The 22,624-nt window shown below is 26.5% G+C and carries 23 protein-coding genes and 1 riboswitch; of the genes, 9 read left to right on the top strand and 14 right to left on the bottom strand.

Going from position 1 to position 22,624, the window contains the following annotated elements; genetic code table 11:
• Positions 1 to 140 precede the first annotated feature (140 nt).
• Positions 141 to 332: riboswitch (cobalamin riboswitch) on the bottom strand.
• Positions 333 to 384: 52 nt separating this feature from the next.
• From CP523_RS01500 to CP523_RS01525, 6 genes are all read right to left on the bottom strand, one after another.
• The gene (locus CP523_RS01500) at positions 385 to 888 is read right to left on the bottom strand and encodes a GNAT family N-acetyltransferase (protein ID WP_066675633.1); all 504 of its coding nucleotides are present in this window, start codon (positions 886 to 888) and stop codon (positions 385 to 387) included.
• Between the two features lie 406 nt (positions 889 to 1,294).
• Positions 1,295 to 1,624 (bottom strand): PTS lactose/cellobiose transporter subunit IIA, encoded by a 330-nt coding sequence (locus CP523_RS01505; protein ID WP_066675638.1) that lies wholly within the window; start codon positions 1,622 to 1,624, stop codon positions 1,295 to 1,297.
• Between the two features lie 266 nt (positions 1,625 to 1,890).
• Positions 1,891 to 3,900 (bottom strand): ferrous iron transport protein B, encoded by a 2,010-nt coding sequence (feoB, locus tag CP523_RS01510; protein ID WP_120140429.1) that lies wholly within the window; start codon positions 3,898 to 3,900, stop codon positions 1,891 to 1,893.
• 39 nt (positions 3,901 to 3,939) lie between these two features.
• Positions 3,940 to 4,158, bottom strand: a complete 219-nt coding sequence (locus CP523_RS01515; RefSeq protein ID WP_066675645.1) for a FeoA family protein — start codon at positions 4,156 to 4,158, stop codon at positions 3,940 to 3,942.
• An 18-nt stretch (positions 4,159 to 4,176) separates the two neighbouring features.
• A complete protein-coding gene (locus CP523_RS01520; RefSeq protein WP_066675647.1) occupies positions 4,177 to 4,398 on the bottom strand; it encodes a FeoA family protein in 222 nt (73 codons plus the stop codon).
• Positions 4,398 to 4,676 (bottom strand): hypothetical protein, encoded by a 279-nt coding sequence (locus tag CP523_RS01525; protein ID WP_066675649.1) that lies wholly within the window; start codon positions 4,674 to 4,676, stop codon positions 4,398 to 4,400. The genes CP523_RS01520 and CP523_RS01525 overlap by 1 nt, the downstream gene beginning before the upstream one ends.
• Before the next feature lie 264 nt (positions 4,677 to 4,940).
• Here CP523_RS01525 and CP523_RS01530 point away from each other — a divergent pair, with 264 nt between their 5' ends.
• Positions 4,941 to 5,741: a TIGR00266 family protein gene (locus CP523_RS01530; RefSeq protein WP_066675652.1), complete on the top strand. Its 801-nt coding sequence runs from the start codon at positions 4,941 to 4,943 to the stop codon at positions 5,739 to 5,741.
• Positions 5,742 to 5,770: 29 nt separating this feature from the next.
• Here the strand turns inward: CP523_RS01530 and CP523_RS01535 are convergent, their stop codons facing one another.
• The gene (locus CP523_RS01535; protein WP_066675654.1) at positions 5,771 to 6,544 is read right to left on the bottom strand and encodes an endonuclease/exonuclease/phosphatase family protein; all 774 of its coding nucleotides are present in this window, start codon (positions 6,542 to 6,544) and stop codon (positions 5,771 to 5,773) included.
• A 203-nt stretch (positions 6,545 to 6,747) separates the two neighbouring features.
• Between CP523_RS01535 and pflB the strand changes: the two genes are divergently transcribed.
• Both pflB and CP523_RS15870 read left to right on the top strand, forming a co-directional pair.
• Positions 6,748 to 8,979: a formate C-acetyltransferase gene (gene pflB / locus CP523_RS01540; protein WP_066675656.1), complete on the top strand. Its 2,232-nt coding sequence runs from the start codon at positions 6,748 to 6,750 to the stop codon at positions 8,977 to 8,979.
• Between the two features lie 171 nt (positions 8,980 to 9,150).
• Positions 9,151 to 9,297: a hypothetical protein gene (locus CP523_RS15870; RefSeq protein ID WP_162925928.1), complete on the top strand. Its 147-nt coding sequence runs from the start codon at positions 9,151 to 9,153 to the stop codon at positions 9,295 to 9,297.
• A 75-nt stretch (positions 9,298 to 9,372) separates the two neighbouring features.
• Here CP523_RS15870 and CP523_RS01545 read toward each other — a convergent pair whose 3' ends face one another.
• Positions 9,373 to 9,570, bottom strand: a complete 198-nt coding sequence (locus CP523_RS01545) for a hypothetical protein (RefSeq protein WP_066675658.1) — start codon at positions 9,568 to 9,570, stop codon at positions 9,373 to 9,375.
• A 30-nt stretch (positions 9,571 to 9,600) separates the two neighbouring features.
• Positions 9,601 to 11,343 (bottom strand): hypothetical protein, encoded by a 1,743-nt coding sequence (locus CP523_RS01550; RefSeq protein WP_120140430.1) that lies wholly within the window; start codon positions 11,341 to 11,343, stop codon positions 9,601 to 9,603.
• 132 nt (positions 11,344 to 11,475) lie between these two features.
• On the opposite strand from CP523_RS01550, the gene CP523_RS01555 reads away from it, so the two are divergent.
• Complete coding sequence (locus CP523_RS01555) at positions 11,476 to 12,336, top strand: S66 family peptidase (protein ID WP_066675661.1); 861 nt, start codon at positions 11,476 to 11,478, stop codon at positions 12,334 to 12,336.
• 77 nt (positions 12,337 to 12,413) lie between these two features.
• Positions 12,414 to 13,361 carry a hypothetical protein gene (locus CP523_RS01560; RefSeq protein WP_066675664.1) on the top strand — a complete coding sequence of 316 codons (948 nt, stop codon included), beginning with the start codon at positions 12,414 to 12,416 and terminating at the stop codon, positions 13,359 to 13,361.
• A gap of 131 nt (positions 13,362 to 13,492) precedes the next feature.
• On the opposite strand, the gene CP523_RS01565 is transcribed toward CP523_RS01560, so the two are convergent.
• Entirely contained in the window at positions 13,493 to 14,068 is a 576-nt protein-coding gene (locus CP523_RS01565; RefSeq protein ID WP_066675665.1) for a hypothetical protein, read from the bottom strand.
• Between the two features lie 228 nt (positions 14,069 to 14,296).
• Here CP523_RS01565 and CP523_RS01570 point away from each other — a divergent pair, with 228 nt between their 5' ends.
• The 4 genes from CP523_RS01570 to CP523_RS01585 all read left to right on the top strand — a co-directional run bounded on the left by CP523_RS01570 (position 14,297) and on the right by CP523_RS01585 (position 18,726).
• On the top strand, positions 14,297 to 14,839 hold the full coding sequence (locus tag CP523_RS01570) for a hypothetical protein (protein WP_066675667.1): 543 nt from the start codon (positions 14,297 to 14,299) through the stop codon (positions 14,837 to 14,839).
• Positions 14,840 to 14,862: 23 nt separating this feature from the next.
• Positions 14,863 to 15,057 carry a hypothetical protein gene (locus CP523_RS01575; RefSeq protein ID WP_066675669.1) on the top strand — a complete coding sequence of 65 codons (195 nt, stop codon included), beginning with the start codon at positions 14,863 to 14,865 and terminating at the stop codon, positions 15,055 to 15,057.
• Between the two features lie 240 nt (positions 15,058 to 15,297).
• Entirely contained in the window at positions 15,298 to 16,926 is a 1,629-nt protein-coding gene (gene aspD, locus CP523_RS01580) for an aspartate 4-decarboxylase (protein ID WP_120140431.1), read from the top strand.
• A gap of 123 nt (positions 16,927 to 17,049) precedes the next feature.
• A complete protein-coding gene (locus tag CP523_RS01585; protein WP_120140432.1) occupies positions 17,050 to 18,726 on the top strand; it encodes a DUF2207 domain-containing protein in 1,677 nt (558 codons plus the stop codon).
• Positions 18,727 to 18,770: 44 nt separating this feature from the next.
• Here the strand turns inward: CP523_RS01585 and lplA are convergent, their stop codons facing one another.
• From lplA to CP523_RS01605, 4 genes are all read right to left on the bottom strand, one after another.
• The gene (gene lplA / locus CP523_RS01590) at positions 18,771 to 19,706 is read right to left on the bottom strand and encodes a lipoate--protein ligase (protein ID WP_083089433.1); all 936 of its coding nucleotides are present in this window, start codon (positions 19,704 to 19,706) and stop codon (positions 18,771 to 18,773) included.
• Positions 19,700 to 21,391: a dihydrolipoyl dehydrogenase gene (gene lpdA / locus CP523_RS01595; RefSeq protein ID WP_066675679.1), complete on the bottom strand. Its 1,692-nt coding sequence runs from the start codon at positions 21,389 to 21,391 to the stop codon at positions 19,700 to 19,702. The genes lplA and lpdA overlap by 7 nt, the downstream gene beginning before the upstream one ends.
• Before the next feature lie 82 nt (positions 21,392 to 21,473).
• Positions 21,474 to 21,827, bottom strand: coding sequence for a carboxymuconolactone decarboxylase family protein (locus CP523_RS01600; RefSeq protein ID WP_066675680.1), 354 nt, complete (start codon positions 21,825 to 21,827; stop codon positions 21,474 to 21,476).
• A 71-nt stretch (positions 21,828 to 21,898) separates the two neighbouring features.
• Positions 21,899 to 22,342 carry a MarR family winged helix-turn-helix transcriptional regulator gene (locus tag CP523_RS01605; RefSeq protein WP_066675682.1) on the bottom strand — a complete coding sequence of 148 codons (444 nt, stop codon included), beginning with the start codon at positions 22,340 to 22,342 and terminating at the stop codon, positions 21,899 to 21,901.
• Positions 22,343 to 22,624 lie beyond the last annotated feature (282 nt).

Raw genomic sequence — 22,624 nt, forward strand, 5'->3', positions numbered from 1 at the left:
AAAGGCATCCTATAACTTCTAGGACACCAATCATTCTAACAAAAGACAAACTTAATAAACCATTAGATTTTAAGTCTTAAACAATCTAAAGGCGTGTTTAACATAACTTTGCTCATTTGCTAATTATCTTCCCTCCGAAGGATAGCACATAACTATAGGCAGGTCTCCTGACTTAAGCTTCATCCTCTTCTCTTCCTTCCCAACATAATGTCAGTGGATCCATTTAGAGATTCGTCAGCTTTTACAGTAGCGGGGGCTGCAGTAGATTTTCACCACTTTCCCTTTTAATCTTTAGATAAAATTATCTAAGAACCTATAATTGACAATATTTAATTACTTCAATTATACAGTATTAAATATTTAATTGCAATAAAGGAAATTTTTTTAAGCTGCAAGTTTTAAAAACTCATATATACTCATTGTATAAATTATTTCATTTTGTAAAATTTTATTTTCTTTAAATCCTATACTTTCAAAGGCTCTTCTTGATCTAATATTTTTAGTTCTAATTTTGGCAATAACCTCATCTACTCTCCAATCAAAAAATGCTTGCTTTAAACTTTCTATAATTGCAGCTTTTCCATATCCTTTTCCCCATAACTCCTTTTCTCCAATAGCTATTACTATTTCTGCATTATTTCCTTTTGGTACCAATCTAACAAAACCAATAGCTTCTTTATTATTATTAATAATTTGAAATTTTCCATTATTATTAAATAAGTGAGTGAGTATTGGAATATTTATTGTATTAAGCAGATTTTCAATATTTTCACTAGCATATTTATCTTCATTTAAATACTTTGTAACCTCTTTATCTCTTAACCACTTAACTAAATTTATTGCATCATCTCTATATACCTCCTGTCTTAGTGACACATTAATTTTCATTTGTAATTACCTCCCTAAATCCTTTTCATTGCCAATTAATTGCCATTGTACTATTGAAAAGGCTTTTAGTAAAATTGGCTTTCCATTTATTACTTAATTTTAACTATACTTTTAAGTAATTTACTCCATTTAACTGCAATTCCCATATGCAAACCATTTAAAACAATATTATCCATTTAATTGTACTTTATTGAATTAAATTACTTTTCATTCCATTTAAAGTAAAATGTAATATTTAAATATTACTATAAAAATAAAGATTACACTTCATAAAAAAGATAATATAATTATATATAATAATAGCACCTAGTAAAATTAAGTATTCTTACTAGGTGCTATTTTTTAGAGTATCTCAAAAATAATTAGTAAACCATATTTTTGATAAAACACTCTTTATTTTTAGATATTATATGCTTTTTTCAATTTTATCAATTCTCTCATATAATGTTATAAATTCTTCAGCTAATTGTTGATAGTTCATGGAATTCATTAAATGATCTTGCGCATGAACTAATAAAACATTTACTACAACATTTTCACCAGAGGCCTCTTTGGTTATAAGTTCAGTTTGAAATGCATGTGCTTTATGCATCTCTTTCTTTGATTTTTCAATTAAAGTTTTAGCTTCTTCAAAATTTCCTTCTTTTGATTTACTTATTGCATCAAAAGCTAAAGCTTTTGCCTCACCTGCATTGGCTATTAATCCAAATGATACTTCCATTAACTTTTCATCCATATTATTTGCCTCCTAAAGGTTTCTATAATTTGTTGTTTCTATATTATTTTCTTCTAATAATTTTTAACTTCTTTAGATGTTAGTTTTTTATTTCATGAATATTGTTTTTAAAATAATCAAATTCTATTCCTTCATTATAGAAGTAATATACCACAAAAATATTGTAACATTTTAATCTAAATATATAAAGATATTACAAAATTCTATTTCACTCTAAATAAAAGTAAAGCTATATCAATATAACATTGATATAGCTTTACTTTATATTATTGAAATCCTAATAAACTGCCAACTTGATAAACTAAAGTGGCTGCTACTAAACCTACTAAGAATGTATAAATTGCTGTAAATAAAGTCCACTTCCATGAATTGGTTTCTCTTTTTATTGCTCCTAAAGCAACTAAACAAGGAGTATATAATAGTGACATTACCATAAACGCCATAGCACTAAGAGGTGTAAATACTGTTTGTACGGCACTTATTAACATTGGGCCTTCTTCTATTCCTGAATATATTAATCCCATTGTACCAACAACTGTTTCTTTTGCAAGTATTCCTGTTATTAGTGAAACTGATGCTTGCCATGTTCCAAAACCTGCATACTTAAATATAGGTGCTATAACTCCACCTATCATACCTAATAATGTTTCTTCACTATATTGTTCTGCTCCTAATGGGAATGTAGATAATGCCCAAAGAATAACCATTACTGGTAATATTACAACACCAGCTCTTTTTATAAATGCTCCTGCCTTGTCCCACATTAACATTGATATATTTTTAATTGATGGAATCTTATAACTTGGTAGTTCCATAACGAAATATGAAGGCTCTCCCTTAAATATTGTTTTACTAAATATCTTTCCTGCAATTAATGCTACTATTAAACCTGTTACATATAATGCAAATAATATTAGTGCTTGATTACTTTCAAAAAATGCTGATATAAATACTGCATATATTGGAAGTCTAGCTCCACATGATATAAATGGATTTATAAGTATGGCTACCATCCTATCTTTCTTATTTTCAAGAGTTCTTGTTGCCATAATTCCAGGTACGTTACAACCAATACTTACAAGCATTGATACAAATGTCTTACCGTGTAATCCTATAGATCTCATAACTCTGTCCATAACATAAGCTGCTCTTGCCATATATCCGCTATCTTCAAGTATTCCTATTAAGAAATACATCACCATTATTAATGGTAGAAATGCTAATACTGCCGCTACTCCACCAAAAAGAGCATCTTTAACAAAGCTAAGTAAAAGTTCTGGAGCTCCTACTGATTCTAATAACCCTACTGCACTTTCACCTAGTGATCCTATCATGACATCTGTCCAGTCTTGAATTCCTGCACCTACTGTAAAAGTAATTTGGTATAAGATTAGCATAACTATAGCAAAAATAGGCAACCCTAAAAATTTATTTGTTATTATCTTGTCAATCTTATCAGTTAATGTTACTTTATTTTCACTCTTTTTAACTATAGTTTTACTAACTATTTCAGAAATTCTCTCATATCTTTTATCTACTATTGCTATTTCTGCCTCAAATCCAATTTCATCCTCAATAGTTGCTGCACTTTCATCTATAACCTTTGAAAATCCATTTATATTTTCATCTTTAATTAGTTTATTTATATAATTATCATTTTCTAGAAGTTTTATAGCTAACCATCTTTCAGGATAATTAAGTTTTGTTTTATTATTTTTTAATACATTTTCTAAAACTTCTATATATTTTTCAAGGTCTTCTCCATAATTTAAGTCTTTAGCCCTACTTTTTGAATTCTCACTTATAGATGCTTCAATTAATTCCTCTATACCTTCATTTTTTAAAGCTATAGTTGGAATAACTTTTATTCCAAGTTCTTTAGATAACTTTTTAGCATCTATATATATATCTTTATTTTTTGCTTCATCCATCATATTTAAGGCTAGTACCACATTTGCTCCCATTTCTAAAAGCTGTAGTGTTAAATATAAGTTTCTTTCTAAATTCGTAGCATCTACAACATTTATAACAACATCTGGTTTATCATTAATTATGTAGTTTCTAGCAATTACTTCATCTTCTGAATATGCTCCTAAGCTATAGGTTCCTGGCAAATCTACTACTTTATATTCATTTTTCTTATATTTTAAAGTTCCTTCTTTTTTCTCTACTGTTACTCCTGGCCAGTTACCTACATGTTGCCTGGTTTTAGTTAAAATATTAAATATACTTGTTTTACCACAGTTTGGATTTCCTGCTAATGCAATAGTCTTCATTTTATCCCCCTAATTAAATTAATTATCATTATCAATAAACTATTCTTTTATCATAATTTTTCTCGCTAATGTCATATCTAAAGCAAATCTGCTTTCTCCAATAGATATAATAATACATCTACCGTCATTTTTTACTACAGTTATTTTATTTCCAGCCACTAGCCCAATCTCCATCATTCTCTTAGCAAAATCTTCTTTTAGTGCTAACTTTTGAATTTCTACTATTTCTCCCTCTTTTACTAAATTTATTGGAAGCATATTCTCCCTCCTTAATCATCACTCAATAATTACCGCTTTAGCCTCGTTTTTCCTTAAAGTTAATTTATATCCCCTAATTAAAATTTCTATTGGATCTCCCATTGGAGCCTTTCCTGTAACTTTAACTGTTACACCTGGAGTAATTCCCATATCAAGAAGTCTTCTTCTTACTAAACTTTCTTTTTCTAATCCTTTAACCTTAACTTCTACCCCTATACCTATATTGTCTAAAGTATTCATTAACAAACTCCCCTTTTTTTAATATTATTAATAACTTTATATCCCTTTTCAGTTATATCCCAGTTTATTACTCCATTTAATTTTTTTCCCGAACATCCGCAACTACAACTTTTACAGGATTCCATAGTACACTCTTCTTGCTTTTGTATATATCCCATTCTTATTAATTGCATTTTATATTCTTCAGCAATTTCTTCAGTAATACCTAATTTTTCAGAAACATATCTACTAGAAAAAATTCCATCATTAAAATAAACACTTAATACTTCGGTTAGCATAATACTCCCCCTCTCTTGCATCTTAATTTATCATACATTAATTGATATTAACTTTCAATTTCGAATAACTCCATATTTAGGTATTAAATGATAATGATACTCATTTTTTCTTATTTAACCTACTTATACTTAAATTTCCTATTATTTTTATTAATATTTAAATCTAAAAAATATATTTAATAAATTTAACTTTAAAATATTATCATTATTGCTTTATTATTATAAAATTAAAATATATACTGTTAATAAAAAGGAGTGATTAAAATGAATTCACACGAAATAGACTTTAAACTTTATGGCGATGATATGCAATTTGTTGAAATTGAACTTGACCCTAGAGAAACTGTTATTGCTGAAGCTGGCGCAATGATGATGATGGATAATAACATATCTATGGAAACTATCTTCGGAGATGGAAGTAATAAAAATAATAATGGTGGATTCTTTGGGAAGCTTGGTTCTGCTGCTAAAAGAGTTATTACTGGCGAAAGTTTATTCTTAACTGCTTTTACTAATTTAGGATCTTCTAAAGAAAAAGTTGCTTTTGCTTCTCCTTATCCAGGAAAAATAATTCCAGTTGATTTATCTAAATATGGAGGTAAAGTAATTTGTCAAAAGGATGCTTTTCTTTGTGCTGCTAAAGGTGTTAGTATTGGAATTGATTTTAAAAGAAAATTAAGTACTGGATTCTTTGGTGGAGAGGGTTTCATATTACAAAAGCTTGAAGGAGATGGACTTGCATTTATACATGCCGGTGGAACTATAGTAAAGAAAACTTTATTACCTGGTCAAATGTTAAAAATTGATACTGGTTGTCTCGTTGCAATGACAAAAGATGTTAATTACGATATACAATTTGTTGGTGGAGTTAAAAATACACTTTTTGGTGGTGAGGGGCTTTTCTTTGCCACTTTAACAGGTCCTGGTGAGGTATGGGTTCAAAGCTTACCATTTAGCAGATTAGCCTCTAGAGTATTTGCTGCTGCTCCTGTAACTGGAACCTCATCTAAAGATGAAGGTAGTATCTTAGGACCTATTTCTAATATATTTGAAAGTAGATTCTAACTTATAAAAATTTAGAGGTTTAGCTTAAGTTAAACCTCTAAATCAGCTATAACAGGATAATGATCCGATGGATATTTCCCATTTTTATTATAATCTATTATATTTGTATCTATTATTTTGAATTCTTCTGATATAAATATATAATCTATATGATATCCTTTCTTATTTCCTCTAAATTTGCTCATTGTTGATATTCCATAAATATCTTTTTTAAATTCTTGAACTGCTATAAACTTATTTGTACTATAATTACCATTTGAAAAATTCCTAATTAACTTACTATTTGGGTTTGCATTAAAATCTCCCATTAAAATTATAGGCAATTTATCTTTTTTATATTGTTTTTCTATATATTCTCCTATTTTCTTCAAACCATATTCTCTTGCCTTAGGTAATAAACAATCTAAATGAGTATTATATACTCTTATAATTTTATTATTTTCCAATTCTATAACTGCTGTAGTACATATCCTTGGATACATAGAATACCATACAGAACTACCCTGCTTATTAGGATTATTAGATAACCAAAAAGTATCATGCTCTATAATTTTATGTTTTTTAGAAACTAAAATATCATTTCTTTCTATAAATAACTTTTGTGATCTTGCTTTTCCAACAATATTATAATTATTTATATTTTCTTTTATATCATTAAGCATTTTTTCTGTTAACTCTTGGACCCCTATTATATCGCAATTATATCTTTTTATAACTTCATAAACAATATCAGATCGATGTTTCCATCTATTATTTATATCCAAAATAAAATCAGTTCTTAAATTAAAAGTCATTACTCTCATAACTTTACCTTTCCATTCTCAATTAATAATATTAGTATACTTCATTTCTTTTAAAATATAAAATTTAAAAACAATTTATTAATTTTACCATTTTTTTAAAATTCCTATTGCATTATTTAACGGATAATGTTATATTTTTAACATGATAACCATTATTAATTAATAATGGATTTAATTAAAAAATTTTTTAAGAGGTTGATGTGATGAGAAAAGAATGGACTAACTTTAACACAGGTAATTGGACAAAAAATATTGACGTAAGAGATTTTATACAAAACAACTATACTCCATATGAAGGAGATTCTAGTTTCTTAGAAGGTGCCACTGATGCAACTACTAAGCTATGGAGCGAAGTAAGTGAATTATTTAAACAAGAAAGAGAAAATGGTGGCGTTTTAGATGTTGATACAAAAACTGTATCAGGAATTAACGAATATGCTCCAGGATATATAGATAAAGCTTTAGAAAAAATAGTTGGAGTTCAAACTGATGCACCACTTAAGAGAGCTGTTATGCCTCAAGGTGGAATTAGAATGGCAGAAAATGCTGCTAAATCATATGGATTTGAAGTTGACCCATCTATCTCTACAATCTTCTCTAAATATAGAAAAACTCACAATCAAGGTGTATTTGATGCTTACACTGATGAAATGAAGATTGCTAGAAAATATGGTATTGTTACTGGTCTTCCAGATGCTTATGGTAGAGGAAGAATTATAGGTGACTATAGAAGAGTTGCTCTATATGGTGTAGATAGATTAATAGAAGATAAAATGGATCAAAAGAAAAGTTTAGAAGTAAACTGCATAGATGAAGACATTATAAGATTAAGAGAAGAAATCTCTGATCAAATTCTTGCTTTAAAAGAATTAAAGGGACTAGCTGCTACTTATGGACTTGATATATCAAATCCTGCAACTAATGCTAAAGAAGCTGTACAATGGCTATACTTTGCATACCTTGGATCAATAAAGCAACAAAATGGTGCTGCAATGTCTCTTGGTAGAACTTCAACATTCCTAGATATATTCATTGAAAGAGATTTAAAAGCTGGTATTATAACTGAACAAGAAGCTCAAGAATTAGTTGATCATTTTGTAATGAAATTAAGACTTGTTAAATTCTTAAGAACTCCAGAATATAACGATTTATTCTCAGGTGATCCAACTTGGGTAACTGAATCAATTGGTGGTATGGGATTAGATGGTAGAGCTTTAGTTACTAAAAACTCATTTAGAATACTAAATACTCTTTATACTTTAGGACCTTCACCAGAACCTAATTTAACAGTTTTATGGTCAAATAAATTACCTAAAGGATTTAAAGACTTCTGTTCTAAGGTTTCAATTGATACAAGCTCAGTTCAATATGAAAATGATGATTTAATGAAGCCTTACTGGGGAGATGACTATGCTATAGCTTGTTGTGTATCTGCAATGAGAGTTGGTAAGCAAATGCAATTCTTCGGAGCTAGAGTTAACTTAGCTAAAACATTACTTTACACTATTAACGGTGGTAAAGATGAAAAATCAGGTGTTCAAGTAGGACCTAAGATGGAAGGTATAAATAGTGAATACCTAAATTATGATGAAGTTATGGAAAAATTTGATGTAATGACAGATTGGTTAGCTAACCTTTATGTAAACACATTAAACGTTATTCACTATATGCATGATAAATATTCATATGAAAGCTTACAAATGGCTTTACATGATAGAGATGTATTTAGAACAATGGCTTGTGGTATAGCTGGACTTTCTGTATGTGCAGACTCACTTTCAGCAATTAAATATGCTAAAGTTAAGCCAATAAGAAATGAAGAAGGAATTGCTATTGACTTTGAAGTTGAAGGAGATTATCCTAAATACGGAAATGATGACGATAGAGTTGATGATATAGCTGTATTCTTAGTTGAAAATATGATGAAGAAAATCAGAAAGAACAAAACTTATAGAAATGCATATCACACTCAATCAGTATTAACAATAACATCAAATGTTGTTTATGGTAAAAAGACAGGAACTACTCCTGATGGAAGAAAAGCTGGAGAACCATTTGCTCCAGGAGCTAATCCAATGCATGGAAGAGATAACAGTGGTTCACTTGCATCATTAAACTCAGTTGCTAAGTTACCATATGAAGAATCACAAGATGGTATTTCAAATACATTCTCTATTATTCCAGATGCTTTAGGTAAGAGTGATGAAGAAAGAATTACTAACCTAAGTGCTCTTATGGATGGATACTTTGGTCAAGGTGCTCATCACCTAAACGTAAATGTATTTGATAGAGAAACTCTTTTAGATGCTATGGAACGTCCTGAATTATATCCTCAATTAACTATAAGAGTTTCAGGATATGCTGTAAACTTTATTAAGTTAACTAGAGAACAACAATTAGACGTTATAAATAGAACATTCCACAAAAAAATGTAATATTTAAAATTTAACTTAAAGGAGCTGCTTTAAACAGCTCCTTTATATTATACATTTATAAATTAATCTCTCAATATTTTATATGCTTTCTATTTTAATATCTCTTATTTTTAATAATTTGCATATGAATTTTCTTTAAGGTAAAAATAATCTTAAAGGAGGTGCTTTATTTTGACTAAAAAAAATAAAACTGTAACTCATGAATTAGTTTCAGATGAAAAAGGAACTTATATAAGTGAAGTTCAAAATTTTAACAAACCTGAGGATTATGAAGATGCCTTTAAAAACTATTATCCAAAAAATAGTATTGAAGATTAATGAAAATATCTCCATATACATACAATAATATTAAAATGAGACACATAATAAGGTTAACCTATTATGTGTCTCATTTTACTCTTTATATAAATTATCTTCTATTATTTTATTTGCTATAAGACCTATATTTACCTCTCTTATATCCATATAGACATCTATTATTCTATCAACTAATGTAACCTCTACATATTCAACTTTTTTTCCATCCTCATCTTTGTATGTTATCACATCGTAAGTTATTATATCATCTTTAAGTTGTTTTTTAGTAACCACAGTTATCTCCTCCTATCTTCCAAAACTCTACTATGCACATCCTAAAGGATTTCCACAATAAATGCAAATTCCCTTTTCTAATGCATAAGTCATATCTTTAGTAATTATTCCACCACACTTACATATTATTTGTTTTCCTTCTTCAACTCTATACCTGTTTATTATATCTGATATTTTAAAAATATATCTTCTTATTTTATTATTTATAATTTCTTGATTTGTAACAAGTTCTATTTTCTTATCTTGATTTTTTACATTAAAAATTTCAAAATACATAGAACTAACATCACAAGAATATACGTTAAGTTTAAAACTTCCAGACTCTTTTCCTTTAATATCAACCTTTCTTAAATGTAAAAGCCTGTAGTACATAAGCTCTTGAAACTCTATATCTTTTAGAAAATTAGAGTTTTCTACACTATTTTCAATACAAAAATGAGTATAATTTGTACTTGAAATATATTTTTGTATTTCTAGCCATAACTTATTTGTATATTTAGAACCTGCTTTTTCTAAATTATTTTCCTTTTCATTACCTAACTTTTTTATTGCCTTTGCAATATGTCTTGTTAAATGTAATCTTTCAAATTCCCTTCCAGCTAAAAACTCCTCTTTATAATTTTCAAAGGAATAATTTAATATTATTCCAAAATCCCTTGTATTTCCCATAGATGCTTTAATTATTACATCTAAATTACTTTTTGTCACTAAAGAATCAATATTAAAAGGTGTTTTACCTAATATATTTTCTATTCTCTTATTAGCTAACACTTTAAAGTACATTGTACATATTTCACTATTTTCTTCATAAATATATTTAAGATCTAAATCCTTACAAGTAGTTATATCTGAAGTTTGCTCTAGAACTCCAAGGGTACTCATATATTTAACATAAGCTATCCAATGAAATATTGGTGATATACTTAACCCTTTTATTAATTTGGATAAAACAATTTGATTTTCTTCTGATACAGAACTCCATTCATCATAAAAAAATACTATAGAATCTATTTCTAAAAGTTCTTTAAATTCTATTATATAATTTTTTATAGTATTTATATCTATTAATCTATATGTTTCTTTATTATCTATAGTTTCTTTTGAAGCTTTACTAGATGCTTTTAGTGCTAATTTTGCTCCTAAAAGTCCTCTTTCTCCTTTACCTTCAAATTCTGAATTTAAGGTTCCTTCTTTACCTTTTGTTACTTTAAGGTTACTTATTAGAGATAAAAACTCTCTATCCCCTTCCCTTATTAATCCTTCAACTTCTAAGTACTTTTTTTCAAATTCATTCTTTTTACTTTTCTTGCTTAAATCAAAATAATCTAGTATTTTATTAAATTTATTTTCTTCATTATTAATAAATAAAGAATCTAATTGTTTTTTAAGCTCTTTTAAAATTATCCATAAATAATATCTTTCTTTAGATATATTTATACTCTCAATAATATTATGTTCCTTTAGGTTTATATAAACACAAAAGCTTTTCTTGCTTGAATTTATACTATCCCTTGCAAGTAACATTAAATGTGATTTCCCAGTTCCCCTTGAACCTGATATTAGTCCATTAGTTATTACTGCTTTATTGGCAATAGTATCTATATCCTTAGTTATATCAACATTAATTTCTTTTAGTTTATCTATTCTCTTCTTTGATTTATATAATGTTGACAAGTCAAAATCTGCTCTTAAATCTTCAAAAACAATATCCATTCTGTCTATAAAGGCTTTTCCATAGTACATATTTTCCTTTAAGCTCTTTTTTATATCCATAGGCTTATCTCCTAAACTATACATAATATAATTATATTATACCTTATATATCCATCTTGTTATATAATAAAAATAGTAAATCTTGTAATAATAAATATAAAGTAAATATATAGAGAAAGGGCAATTTAAATTATGAAATTATTATTAAAATCAGGAGATAAAGTCGGTATAATAGCTTGTTCTAATGGGCTAGATGAAAAAATTTCAATAAAGATTAAAGCTTTAGAAGAAAAATTAACCTCTATTAATGTAGATATGGTTTATGCTAAAACTTTATATAAAAAATATTCAGTTTTTAGTGGTTCTAATAAAGAAAGGGCTGATTCTTTAATGGAATTGTTTTTAAATCCTTCTGTAAAAGCAATTTTCGATGTATCTGGCGGTGACTTAGCTAATGGTGTTTTAGATTATTTAGATTTTGATAAAATTAAAGAAAACTCTAAGCCATTCTTTGGTTATAGTGATTTATCAGTTTTATTAAATTCTTTATATAAAAAATCTCAAATTAAAACCTATCATTATCAACTAAGAAATTTAGTTTCAGAGTATGGTGAAAAACAATTTATAGATTTTAAAAATACTTTTATTAAAGGTGAAAATTCTTTATTAGACTTTAAGTATAACTTTATACAAGGAAATTCTATGGAAGGTATTTTAATAGGAGGAAATATTAGATGTTTGCTTAAACTTGCTGGAACAGAATATATGCCAGATTTTAAAAATAAAATTTTATTTTTAGAAAGTTTAAGTGGTGATGTAGCTAAAATAACTACATTCTTAACTCAATATAAACAACTAGGTATATTAAAAGAGGTTAAAGGTATATTACTTGGAACCTTTACTGAAATGGAAAGAGAAAATTACTCTCCTAATATTATAGATATATTAAAAGATATATTAGATGACCCTAATATACCTATTGCTAAAACAAATGAGATAGGACATAGTGGTAATTCTAAAGCCTTAATAATAGGACAGTTTATTAAATTATAAAATTTATGTATTTAATATCATATTTTTTTTATATTTAAATATTTTAAAGTAAGGAATTTTATTTTGGGGGTCTTATTTTGAATATTATTAACTTAAATGATAATATGTTTGAATTTAAGTCAAACTTTTCATTTATGCTAGAAAATACATATGAATTATTAGATACAAATATTAAAGTATCAAAATCATTTTCTAAAATACTTAATAATACTTCTATATTTTTATATGGTGAATACGAAGTAATTACACTTATTATGGAGAAATCTAATGGTTATACTGATTATAAAACTAAAAATTTTAAAGTTTCTTTTATAAACTCCTTTAAATATGAGAAATTATCATTTATTAATGACCTATATATAAATTCTATTAAAATAACCTGTGAATTTCTTGATACTCCTAATATAGACATAATAATAGATTTTGATAAATATAATAAAAAAATAATTAAAGGTACCATTTATTATAAAATAAAGTTTAAGTTTAATTCTAAAGACAATTTAAATTATTTATCCAATAAAAAATCAACTAATTTTTCTAATATAGAAGCATTAGTTGTAGTTGGATTTGGTAATGAAAATATTCTTTTCTCAGATTATATAGATTTATTTGAAAACTCTCCTCCAATCTTTAAAATAATTTCTAGCTATAATGAGGTAAAAATAGAAACATCATCTTGTAAAGGTGAAATAGCATATGTTAATGGATATGTTGATTTAAGCTTTCAATATATTTCTCTAGAAAATTATACTAACAACTCATCTTCAGGTGCTATTTACTTTTTCAATAAAAAATTACCATTTTCATCATTAATAAATCTTAAAGCTGAAAAAGGAAAAAAATTATTAAAAACAGATATTTGCTCCCTAATTAAGGTATCTTCTGATAAAGAAATAATTAATCTTGAAGATCCGATAAAAGTATCTGAAAATTTATTTGTATATAAAAAAATTTATTTAAAATTACCAATTAATATTAATCTTACTATAGTTAGAAATGAAAATATTAATATTAATACCTATTAAAAATATCAATGCACTTTTGCGAATATACTTGGTTTTAAAATAATAATTAGGTTATCTAAAAGTTATATATTCATATAAATTTTTAAAGAAGGGCTATGAATAGCCCTTCTTTTTACTAAAGATAATATAAATTATTCTTCGCAAAATGAATGAGGTTCTGGATGTGGATGATGATGTTCATCTGTTTCAACTTTTAAATGTTCCCATCTAACAACTTTAAATGTCATTCTAATAGCCATTTTTTCATTTATCTTTGTTGTTTTTTCATCATCTTCATGTTTTCTAGCTATTGGATCATCAACTTCTCCTAATATTTTAGCTTCTACTAATTCTACAAAATCTGTATCTGGATCAAAACAAACAGATTTATCTATAGGAGTTACTTCAACTAATCCATTAAATGGTCTCTTAATAGTTATATGCTTCATTTCTCCTATTACTGTTTCATCTTCTCCCTTCTCACCTTTTTCTTTTTTTACTTTATACATAATATTTTTATGAATATAACCATCAAAGATTACAACACTACCTTCTCTAGTTACATGTGCATCTTTAAGTTCAAACCAACTTTTTACAGATTCAATCATAAATATCTCATCCGGTGTTTGATTTCCCACTTTTTCTGTTAAGTCTATTAAATATTGTTGAAATATATTTTCAGTTCCTTGTGCAATTACAACTTTTGTTTGTATAAGTTTTGTAGACATAGTTTTTCTCCTTTTCAATAAGTTTTTAATTTTTTTATAATATATATTATGTTTTTATTTTAGAATTGTGCCTAACTTTGCAAAAAATCTATTGAATAAATTTTAATAGTTACTTACTTCTTAAAGAAATCTGTAGATTTATATACTTTTAATATGTAACAATTAGTATATTTTTGTCATACAATGCATTATATTTAAATTTTAGTAAAGCAACAGGAGGATTTTTTAATGAGTTGTAATAAAAATAAATATCCTAATAATTTAGATGAAAGTGTATGTGAAGGTGACTTTGAAAGGCCAACACGAAATGAAAAATATGAAGATATTAAAGAAAATAATTGTGTTTCAGAAAAAACAGTTTTTTCATCTTGTCATATGCCAGAATGCCCTAATCATTCTACCCATGAAAATGGATGTGACTTTGATTCTGTAGAGACTATTTCTTTTAAATGTTGTGATATAAAGGAAAGAAAAAATATTAATGTAAATATAGCTTGTACTGGTCGTATTTTAAATTTAAATGTCTTTTTAAAAGACGTTTGTGTTAAAAATACTGTTGCTGTTGGTATATTAGTTTGTGATAAAGAAAGTGATAAAATAATAGGATTTAAAGTAAAAAAAGTATTTATAAAACCTGAAAATAACGAATGTTGCAGAGATTTCTTTATTGGAAAATTTACTTTTATAATTCCAGAAGAAGATTTATGTGATAATAGATTACTAAAAGTTAAAGTACTAGCTCAATATACTGATATAGATTGGTGTAAATAATTAATTTTAGAAAGGTGTTTAATATGAATAATAGTGCAAATCAAGACTATATATATTTTGGCTTAACAACAAAAGAGTGCATAGATATTAACGATAAAGAAAAAACACCTAAAAATAATTTTAATTTTTCTGCTAATGATAATTGCCAGGAATTTTATATTAATTTGAAATCTCTTGAAATAAGTAAAACACTAAAATTAACATTAGTAGACATATAGTAAAAATCACTACACGGTTAACTTAAATAAAGTTAATTTTGTAGTGATTTTTTAATTTTATATAAATCTTTCTTTATTATAAATTAATTTTTATAACATACATTATAAATTTTTATTAAGATAGCCTTTACTTTACAGTATTATATTCAATACTTTTTAGGAATATCCACTAATAAATTGCATATTATAAACTTATTAGTAATGTATTTAATCATAGATTTATATTTATAGGAGGATAAAATGAAAAATAGAAATTTACAAAGAGAAGAAATTGAAAATATTTATGGAAAAATCAGTCCTTTTGAATTTAAAAACAAATTAATAAATCTTGCTAATGGTGAAAAAGAAAAAAGTGCCCGTACATTGCTTGATGCAGGTAGAGGTAATCCTAATTGGACTGCCTCAACACCTCGTCAAAGTTTTTTTACTTTTGGACAATTTGCTGTTGAGGAAAGTCAAAGAGTTATAAAAAATGGTGACTTAGCTGGTATGCCACAAAAAGATGGTATATATAAAAGATTTAAAGAATTTATATCTAAAAACAATTCTGCACCTGGAATTTCCCTTTTAAATAACATAATAGATTATGGTGTTAATAAAAAATCTTTTAACCCTGATGATTTTGTTTATGAACTTGCAGATGGAATTATTGGCGACAATTATCCTTTTCCTGATAGAATGCTTACGCATATAGAAGAAATAGTCCATGATTATTTAGTTCAAGAAATGTGCTATAATAAACTTCCAACTGGTAAATTTAATATTTTTGCTGTAGAAGGTGCAACTGCTGCTATGTGTTATATCTTTGATACTTTAAAGTCTAACAATCTTTTAAAAAGTAGAGATAAAATAGCTATAATGGTACCAATTTTCACACCCTATCTTGAAATACCTCATCTTCCACGCTACAACCTTGAAGTTATATATATTAAAGCAAATGAACTTACAAAAGATCATGCTCATACCTGGCAATATCCTAAAAATGAATTAGAAAAATTAAAAGATTCATCTATTAAAGCATTATTTTTTGTAAACCCTAGTAACCCTCCTTCTGTTTCTATAAATAAAGAGGGGAGAGAACTATTAGTTCATATAGTTAAGAATTATAATAAAGATTTAATGATTATATCTGATGATGTTTATGGTACCTTTGTTAATGATTTTAGATCTCTTATGGCTGACTTACCATACAATACAATTGGAGTCTACTCCCTTTCAAAATATTTTGGAGTTACTGGCTGGCGTTTAGGTACACTTGCATTACATGAAAATAATGTATTTGATAAATTATTAAAAAATTTATCTAATGAAGAAAAAGCTATATTAAATAAAAGATATGGTGATATGAATTTAAATCCTGAATCCATACCTTTTATAGATAGAATAGTTGCAGATAGCAGACAAGTGGCTTTAAATCATACTGCTGGACTTTCTACACCTCAACAGGTACAAATGGCCTTTTTCTGTGCATTCTCTTTACTAGACAAAGAAAACATATATAAAAATTTAACTATAGATATATGTCATAGACGTAAAAAATTATTATTTGAAGGTTTAGGGTTAGATTTAACAGAAGATCCTTATGATGCTGCATACTATACAGAGTTTGATTTATTAGAATGGGCAACAAATTATTATGGAGATAATTTTTCTAGGTATTTAGAAAATAACTTTAAGCTAGTTGATGTTTTATATAAATTAGCCGAAGAATCCTCAATAGTCCTTCTAAGTGGTAGCGGATTTCAAGGACCTGAATGGTCAATTAGAATATCTCTTGCTAATCTTAATGATGAAGCTTATTCTACTATAGGTAAAGTACTTCATAAAATATTAGAAGGATTTGTTATAGATTGGAAAAATTCTTTGTAATCATTTTAGTATTTATTTATATTATAATAAAACAAAGCCATAGTTTCCTTAAACTTACTGTAAAATTAATTTCTATAGTGGTATAATTGTTTTGTCCTACAAAATTTTAGGAGGTCAAATAATATGAAAAAACTATTCTCAATACTAACTATTATTTTCATATTTGCATTTCCTAACGTAGTTTCAGCTACAACAAAAGAATATTATATTGATAATGTTAATATTCAAGCTGAGATTTTACAAAATGGAGATGTAAATGTTACCGAGAATCTAGGATATGACTTCAACGGAGATTTTAATGGAATTTTTCGTAATTTAAAATTAAATAATACCTTAGGGTATAAAATTTCTGAAGTTTATTCTATTGATGAAAACGGACACAAACAACTTATATCAGAAGCTGATAATGAAGCAGATTATACTTATAAACTAATAGACAACGGGGATTCTATTCAAATAAAAGTTTTCTGCCCTAGCTCAAATGAAAAAAAGAGTTTTTTCTTTAATTACACAATAGAAAAAGCTGCAAAAAAATACTCAGATTTATCTCAATTATACTGGAATTTTTACACTGTAGAAAACGTTTCTTCTATAAAAGAAGGTTCTCTTAACTTGTCATTAAATAATAGTAATTTTGATTCTTCAGTATTTCATTATGATGTTTTTGGAGATGGTGATTTCGAGACTACTTATAATGATAAATCTGTTTCAGTAAACTTTAAAAACCTAACTTCATTACTTGGAATTAAATTAAACTTTCAAAAAGAATTTCTTAATGATATTCCAGAAATAAATAGTACTGCACCTACTGAAGTAGAAAGTCAATATCAATCATCCACTGACTTAAATGGAAAGTGTATTGCATTTATAGCTCTTTTCATTTCTTTAGGACTTGGTGGAATTGGCTTTGGATTTTTCATTAATAAGCTAAAGTTTAAAAAAGAATTAGAGAAATATAGGAGTAAATTTACTTTCATTCCTAATGAAATATATGTAGAGCCTCCTAGTAGTACTTCCCCAGCTCTTATTGATTTATTAATGAATGAAAAAGTTGTTTCTAAGGAGATTCTTACTCCAACTCTTTTTTATTTAGTAAAAAAAGGTTATTATACTATTTCAGAATCTACATACTATTCAGGAAAAAATAAATCTAATAATTTAAAAGAAGACTTAATATTTACAAGAGTTCATTCTAAAGGATTACCAAAGGAAAATCATTTAGTATTTCTTATTGATTGGTTTTCAATGTATGAAGTTAATGGTAGCTTTTCATTACAAAAAATTAAAAAGAGAATTCAATCTCAAAGTGAAGCTCAAAAATTTATAAATAAACTTAATGAATGGATTGCTGAAGTTTTTGAAGATGCAGATTCCTATACATTCTTCAAAACTATAGGTAATAAAAGAATACTTAGAAATAAATATTATAATGAAAAGTTAAAATGGCTTTCTTATAAAAATTATTTAATTAATTCTAAAGAAAACTTAGAACATAAGAATTTAACTAATATAGATGATCCTTTAATTTATGCCACTGCTTTAGATATTGACTATGATGATATAAAAGTTATTTTAAATTCATTATCTAAGGATATTAAAAGAAACTCTAGTGAAATTCCTGAATTCTCTTACTTATATTGTAACAATTACTTATTTTATAGTTTATTAGTTAACGATATTAACGGAGATGCACATATAAACATAGATAATTCACCTAATTCTACTAGTTCTTCCTTTGGAGGCTTCTCTAGTGGTTCTGGATTTACAGGTGGTGGTGGAGGCGGTTCTGGAGCCTTCTAAATTATAAAAATAATCTGTACTAAATTAATTAGTACAGATTATTTTTATTTAAAACTCTCTAAAAAGTAATAAACTGTCTTTAAAATATTTTCCCTATTAAACTCTTGTTTTACAATTAATTGCTCTAAATCACTAAAAGAAATTTGATTTAAACTATCAGAATATACCCTTACTTTTTTAACTACATTATCTTTAATATCCATAAGTATTTGAATATTCCCTATATCTGTTGGAGTTTCTAAATTAACATTAAATTCTGGACTTTCTCCATAAACCCATTTATGATTTTTATATTTTTCTAAAAGATTTCCTTTAACTTCTTTTCCTATAGTTTCTCTAATAGAATATACCTCTCCATAAACTTCTTTAAAACTTTCAATTAAGTTTTTAAATACATCATTTAAAGTTATATCATTATTACATTCTTTTAAGTTTATAACTCTACTTTTTACTGAATCTATTCCTTTAGATTTAAGTTTTATTTTAGAGGGTTTTAATATATTATTTAACTCTAATTTATCTACATCTATCATAATAGTTCCATGGTGAAACATTTTATTATCATCTTCATAAAAAGCATGTCCAGAAAACTTTTTATTATTTATTGTTAAATCATTTCTTCCACTTTTATCTACAGATAATCCAAACTTTTCTATAGCTTTTCTTATAACTAGTATTTGCTTTTCTATATTATGATTTTCTTTAGATGTTACAAATGTAAAATTCAAATTTCCTAAATCATGATATACAGTTCCTCCGCCAGACATTCTTCTTGCTATTTTAGCTCCATTTCCTTCAATATAATCAACATCACATTCTATATAGGGATTTTGATTTCTTCCAATTACTACAGTTTTATGATTTTGCCATAAGTAAAATATTACTTCGTTTTTCTTAATATTATTAAAAATATATTCCTCCATTGCTAAATTACAATAAGGATCTGTACTCTTGGAAATAACTATTATATTTTTTAACAATGTAATCCCCCTATTCCTAATTCTAAAGCAGCTTCATGTATAACTTCTCCTGTTGTTGGATGAGCAAAAATAGTTTCTATTATACCATCTTCTTTAATATTATTTTTAATTATTAAAGTTAATGTACTAACTAAAGATGAAGCATCAGGCCCTATAATAGATGCTCCTATTATTTTATCTTTCTCAATATCTTTAACTAATTTTATAAATCCTTCATTTTCTCCCATAGTTAACGCTTTTCCATTTCCTTGGAAATAAAACTTGCTTGTTTTATATTTTATATCATTATTTTTAGCTTGATCTTCCGTTAAACCTACTGATGCTATTTCTGGATATGTAAATATAACATTTGGAACTGCACTATAGTCTACAGTTTTGTTTTCACCTAATATATTATCAACAGCTACTATTCCTTGATGAGATGCTATATGAGCAAGCTGCATTATATTATTAACATCACCAATTGCATATATTCCATCTATATTAGTTTCTAAAGTTTCAGAAACCTCAATTCCTCTTAAATTTTCATTTAACTTAATATTAGCATTTTCAATTTCTAAACCTTCTATATTAGGCTCTCTTCCTATAGCAACTAAGACTTTTTCTGAAACTATATATTTTTCCTCTTCACCTTTATTAAATATAACTAAAGCTTCACCATTTTCTGTTTTTTCAATTCTACTTACTTTGGAACTATTAAATATAGTTATACCCTTTTTCTCTGCTATATTTTTAATTTCTTCTGATATTTCAGAATCAACCATAGTAAGTAATCTATCTGCAAATTCAACTACATTTACCTTTACACCTAAATTTGAATACATAAAAGCAAATTCCATCCCAATAACTCCACCACCAATTATAGTTATTGATTTTGGCTTTTCCTTAGAACTTAAAGCTGTTGTACTATTTAATACAAAAGGTTCTTCTATTCCTTTTATATTTATTTTTGATATTTTTGATCCTGTGGCTATAATTATATTTTTTCCTGTTATAGAATATTTGTCTCTTCCACTTTTAACTTCTATGGTTCTTTTATCTTTAAATGAAGCCTCTCCTTTTATTTGTTTTACTTCATTTTTATTTAATAAATAATCTATACCTGAAACCAATGTATTTTTAATTTTATCTTTTCTATCTATTATTTTTCCCATATTTACTTTAGGATTTTCACATTCTAAACCAAATTCATTACAATTAACTAAATTATAATAAACCTCTGAAGACTTTACTAAGGCTTTAGTTGGAATACACCCTACATTTAAGCAAGTTCCTCCTAAATTTTCTTTTTCTATACTAACTACCTTAAGTCCCCTTTTAGCAGCATATATAGCTGATACATATCCTCCTGGTCCAGCTCCTATAACAATTAAATCTGTCTCTATCTTTTCATCTTTTCCCTTTATCATATTTCCAAAATAATTAAAATTATTTTTATTAGAGTTATTTTCCTCTAAAACTTCTACTTTAATAAGAGTATCTCCAATCTTTACTTCTTCACCTTCATTTACTTTTATTTCTTTAATTTTGTAACTTCCTTTTGCCTTAATTGGAGAGTTACCTTTTCCAGTTTCCACTTGTAAAAGTACAGTATTTATCTCTACCATATCCCCTATACTAACATTTATTTTACCTACCTTTGCACTTTTATCATGGCCTGTTAAAGACTCTAATTTTATATCCATAAAATGTCACCCCTAATATTACTTTTTATAAATAAAACCCCGCAATTTTATAATGCAGAGTTTTATTTATCTAAATTGCTATTTATTTAAAATCTTTTTCAAATTCATCTATAGAATCTTTTAATAATGTTGTACTATAAGCCATACTTGGACCACCACCAAATGCAACTGCAACCATAGCAGCTTCCATTATTTCTTCTCTATTTGCACCTGCTTCTAATGCTTTATAAACATGAAATACTATACAGTATTCACAACGATTATAAGCAGCAATTGCAACGCTTATTAATTCTTTTGTTTTTGTAGTTAATTTTCCTTCTGAATAAGTAGCACCTAATAAATTCATAAATGCTTGAACATTTTCACCATTAGTTTCACCTACAGAATTTAAACCTTGCATAAAATCATTTAACATTTGTCTTGGATCTTTTTTCATTTCTATCTCCCCTTTAATTGCATATGCAATAATTAGCATAGCAAGTATTTTATAATAAAAAAATACCACTTTTAAGTGATATTGTCAACATTCATATTAATATTTAAAACCATTTTTCTTAATACGCTATTAAAGATATCTATATGCTCTTGCTTTATACCTTTAGTAATATCATCGGAAAACTTTTCTCCTAATGGCAACAACTCTTCCTTTAGATTTTCACCTTTTTCTGTAAGAAAAATATTTGTTACTCTTCTATCTGTTTCCTCTTTTTCTCTTTTAACTATTCCCTCTTTCTCCATTCTATCTATAAGTCTAACTATAGTTGATTCTTTTACATTTATCTTATCTGCCAATACTTTTTGAGAAATCCCTTTCTCATTGCCTATATAATATAATGCTATCCATTGAACTCTAGTGCTTCCCTTAAGAAGTAGTCTTCTATTAAATTCGTCTGATAATTCTTTTGATGCAGTACTTGTAATAAAGCCAACACATTCTTCTAACCTAAACATAATCCTGTCCTTCCTAAACTTTCTATTAGTATTTTTTCAAAAAATATTACATACTTATAATGATACTCTAAGTTTTTTACTCAAACAAGTAAAAAACTATATAGGAATATTAATAATCTTATATTTTTATTCCCCATTGTTTTCTAATTTAATACAAATGCCTATATTTTACTTCAATTAATTTTATATCCATATTTGTTTTTGTAAATTTAAATATAATTTTAATATACTCTTGAAACAATCTATATAATATGTTATTATAAAAATGCAGAATTCAATTAT

This window comes from Clostridium septicum, assembly GCF_003606265.1.
Classification (GTDB): domain Bacteria; phylum Bacillota; class Clostridia; order Clostridiales; family Clostridiaceae; genus Clostridium; species Clostridium septicum.

Coding starts and splice junctions, on each gene's coding strand:
- CP523_RS01500 (WP_066675633.1), bottom strand. CDS start 888: ATGAAAATTAATGTGTCACTAAGACAGGAGGTATATAGAGATGATGCA.
- CP523_RS01505 (WP_066675638.1), bottom strand. CDS start 1,624: ATGGATGAAAAGTTAATGGAAGTATCATTTGGATTAATAGCCAATGCA.
- feoB (WP_120140429.1), bottom strand. CDS start 3,900: ATGAAGACTATTGCATTAGCAGGAAATCCAAACTGTGGTAAAACAAGT.
- CP523_RS01515 (WP_066675645.1), bottom strand. CDS start 4,158: ATGCTTCCAATAAATTTAGTAAAAGAGGGAGAAATAGTAGAAATTCAA.
- CP523_RS01520 (WP_066675647.1), bottom strand. CDS start 4,398: ATGAATACTTTAGACAATATAGGTATAGGGGTAGAAGTTAAGGTTAAA.
- CP523_RS01525 (WP_066675649.1), bottom strand. CDS start 4,676: ATGCTAACCGAAGTATTAAGTGTTTATTTTAATGATGGAATTTTTTCT.
- CP523_RS01530 (WP_066675652.1), top strand. CDS start 4,941: ATGAATTCACACGAAATAGACTTTAAACTTTATGGCGATGATATGCAA.
- CP523_RS01535 (WP_066675654.1), bottom strand. CDS start 6,544: ATGAGAGTAATGACTTTTAATTTAAGAACTGATTTTATTTTGGATATA.
- pflB (WP_066675656.1), top strand. CDS start 6,748: ATGAGAAAAGAATGGACTAACTTTAACACAGGTAATTGGACAAAAAAT.
- CP523_RS01550 (WP_120140430.1), bottom strand. CDS start 11,343: ATGGATATAAAAAAGAGCTTAAAGGAAAATATGTACTATGGAAAAGCC.
- CP523_RS01555 (WP_066675661.1), top strand. CDS start 11,476: ATGAAATTATTATTAAAATCAGGAGATAAAGTCGGTATAATAGCTTGT.
- CP523_RS01565 (WP_066675665.1), bottom strand. CDS start 14,068: ATGTCTACAAAACTTATACAAACAAAAGTTGTAATTGCACAAGGAACT.
- CP523_RS01570 (WP_066675667.1), top strand. CDS start 14,297: ATGAGTTGTAATAAAAATAAATATCCTAATAATTTAGATGAAAGTGTA.
- CP523_RS01575 (WP_066675669.1), top strand. CDS start 14,863: ATGAATAATAGTGCAAATCAAGACTATATATATTTTGGCTTAACAACA.
- aspD (WP_120140431.1), top strand. CDS start 15,298: ATGAAAAATAGAAATTTACAAAGAGAAGAAATTGAAAATATTTATGGA.
- CP523_RS01585 (WP_120140432.1), top strand. CDS start 17,050: ATGAAAAAACTATTCTCAATACTAACTATTATTTTCATATTTGCATTT.
- lpdA (WP_066675679.1), bottom strand. CDS start 21,391: ATGGATATAAAATTAGAGTCTTTAACAGGCCATGATAAAAGTGCAAAG.
- CP523_RS01600 (WP_066675680.1), bottom strand. CDS start 21,827: ATGAAAAAAGATCCAAGACAAATGTTAAATGATTTTATGCAAGGTTTA.
- CP523_RS01605 (WP_066675682.1), bottom strand. CDS start 22,342: ATGTTTAGGTTAGAAGAATGTGTTGGCTTTATTACAAGTACTGCATCA.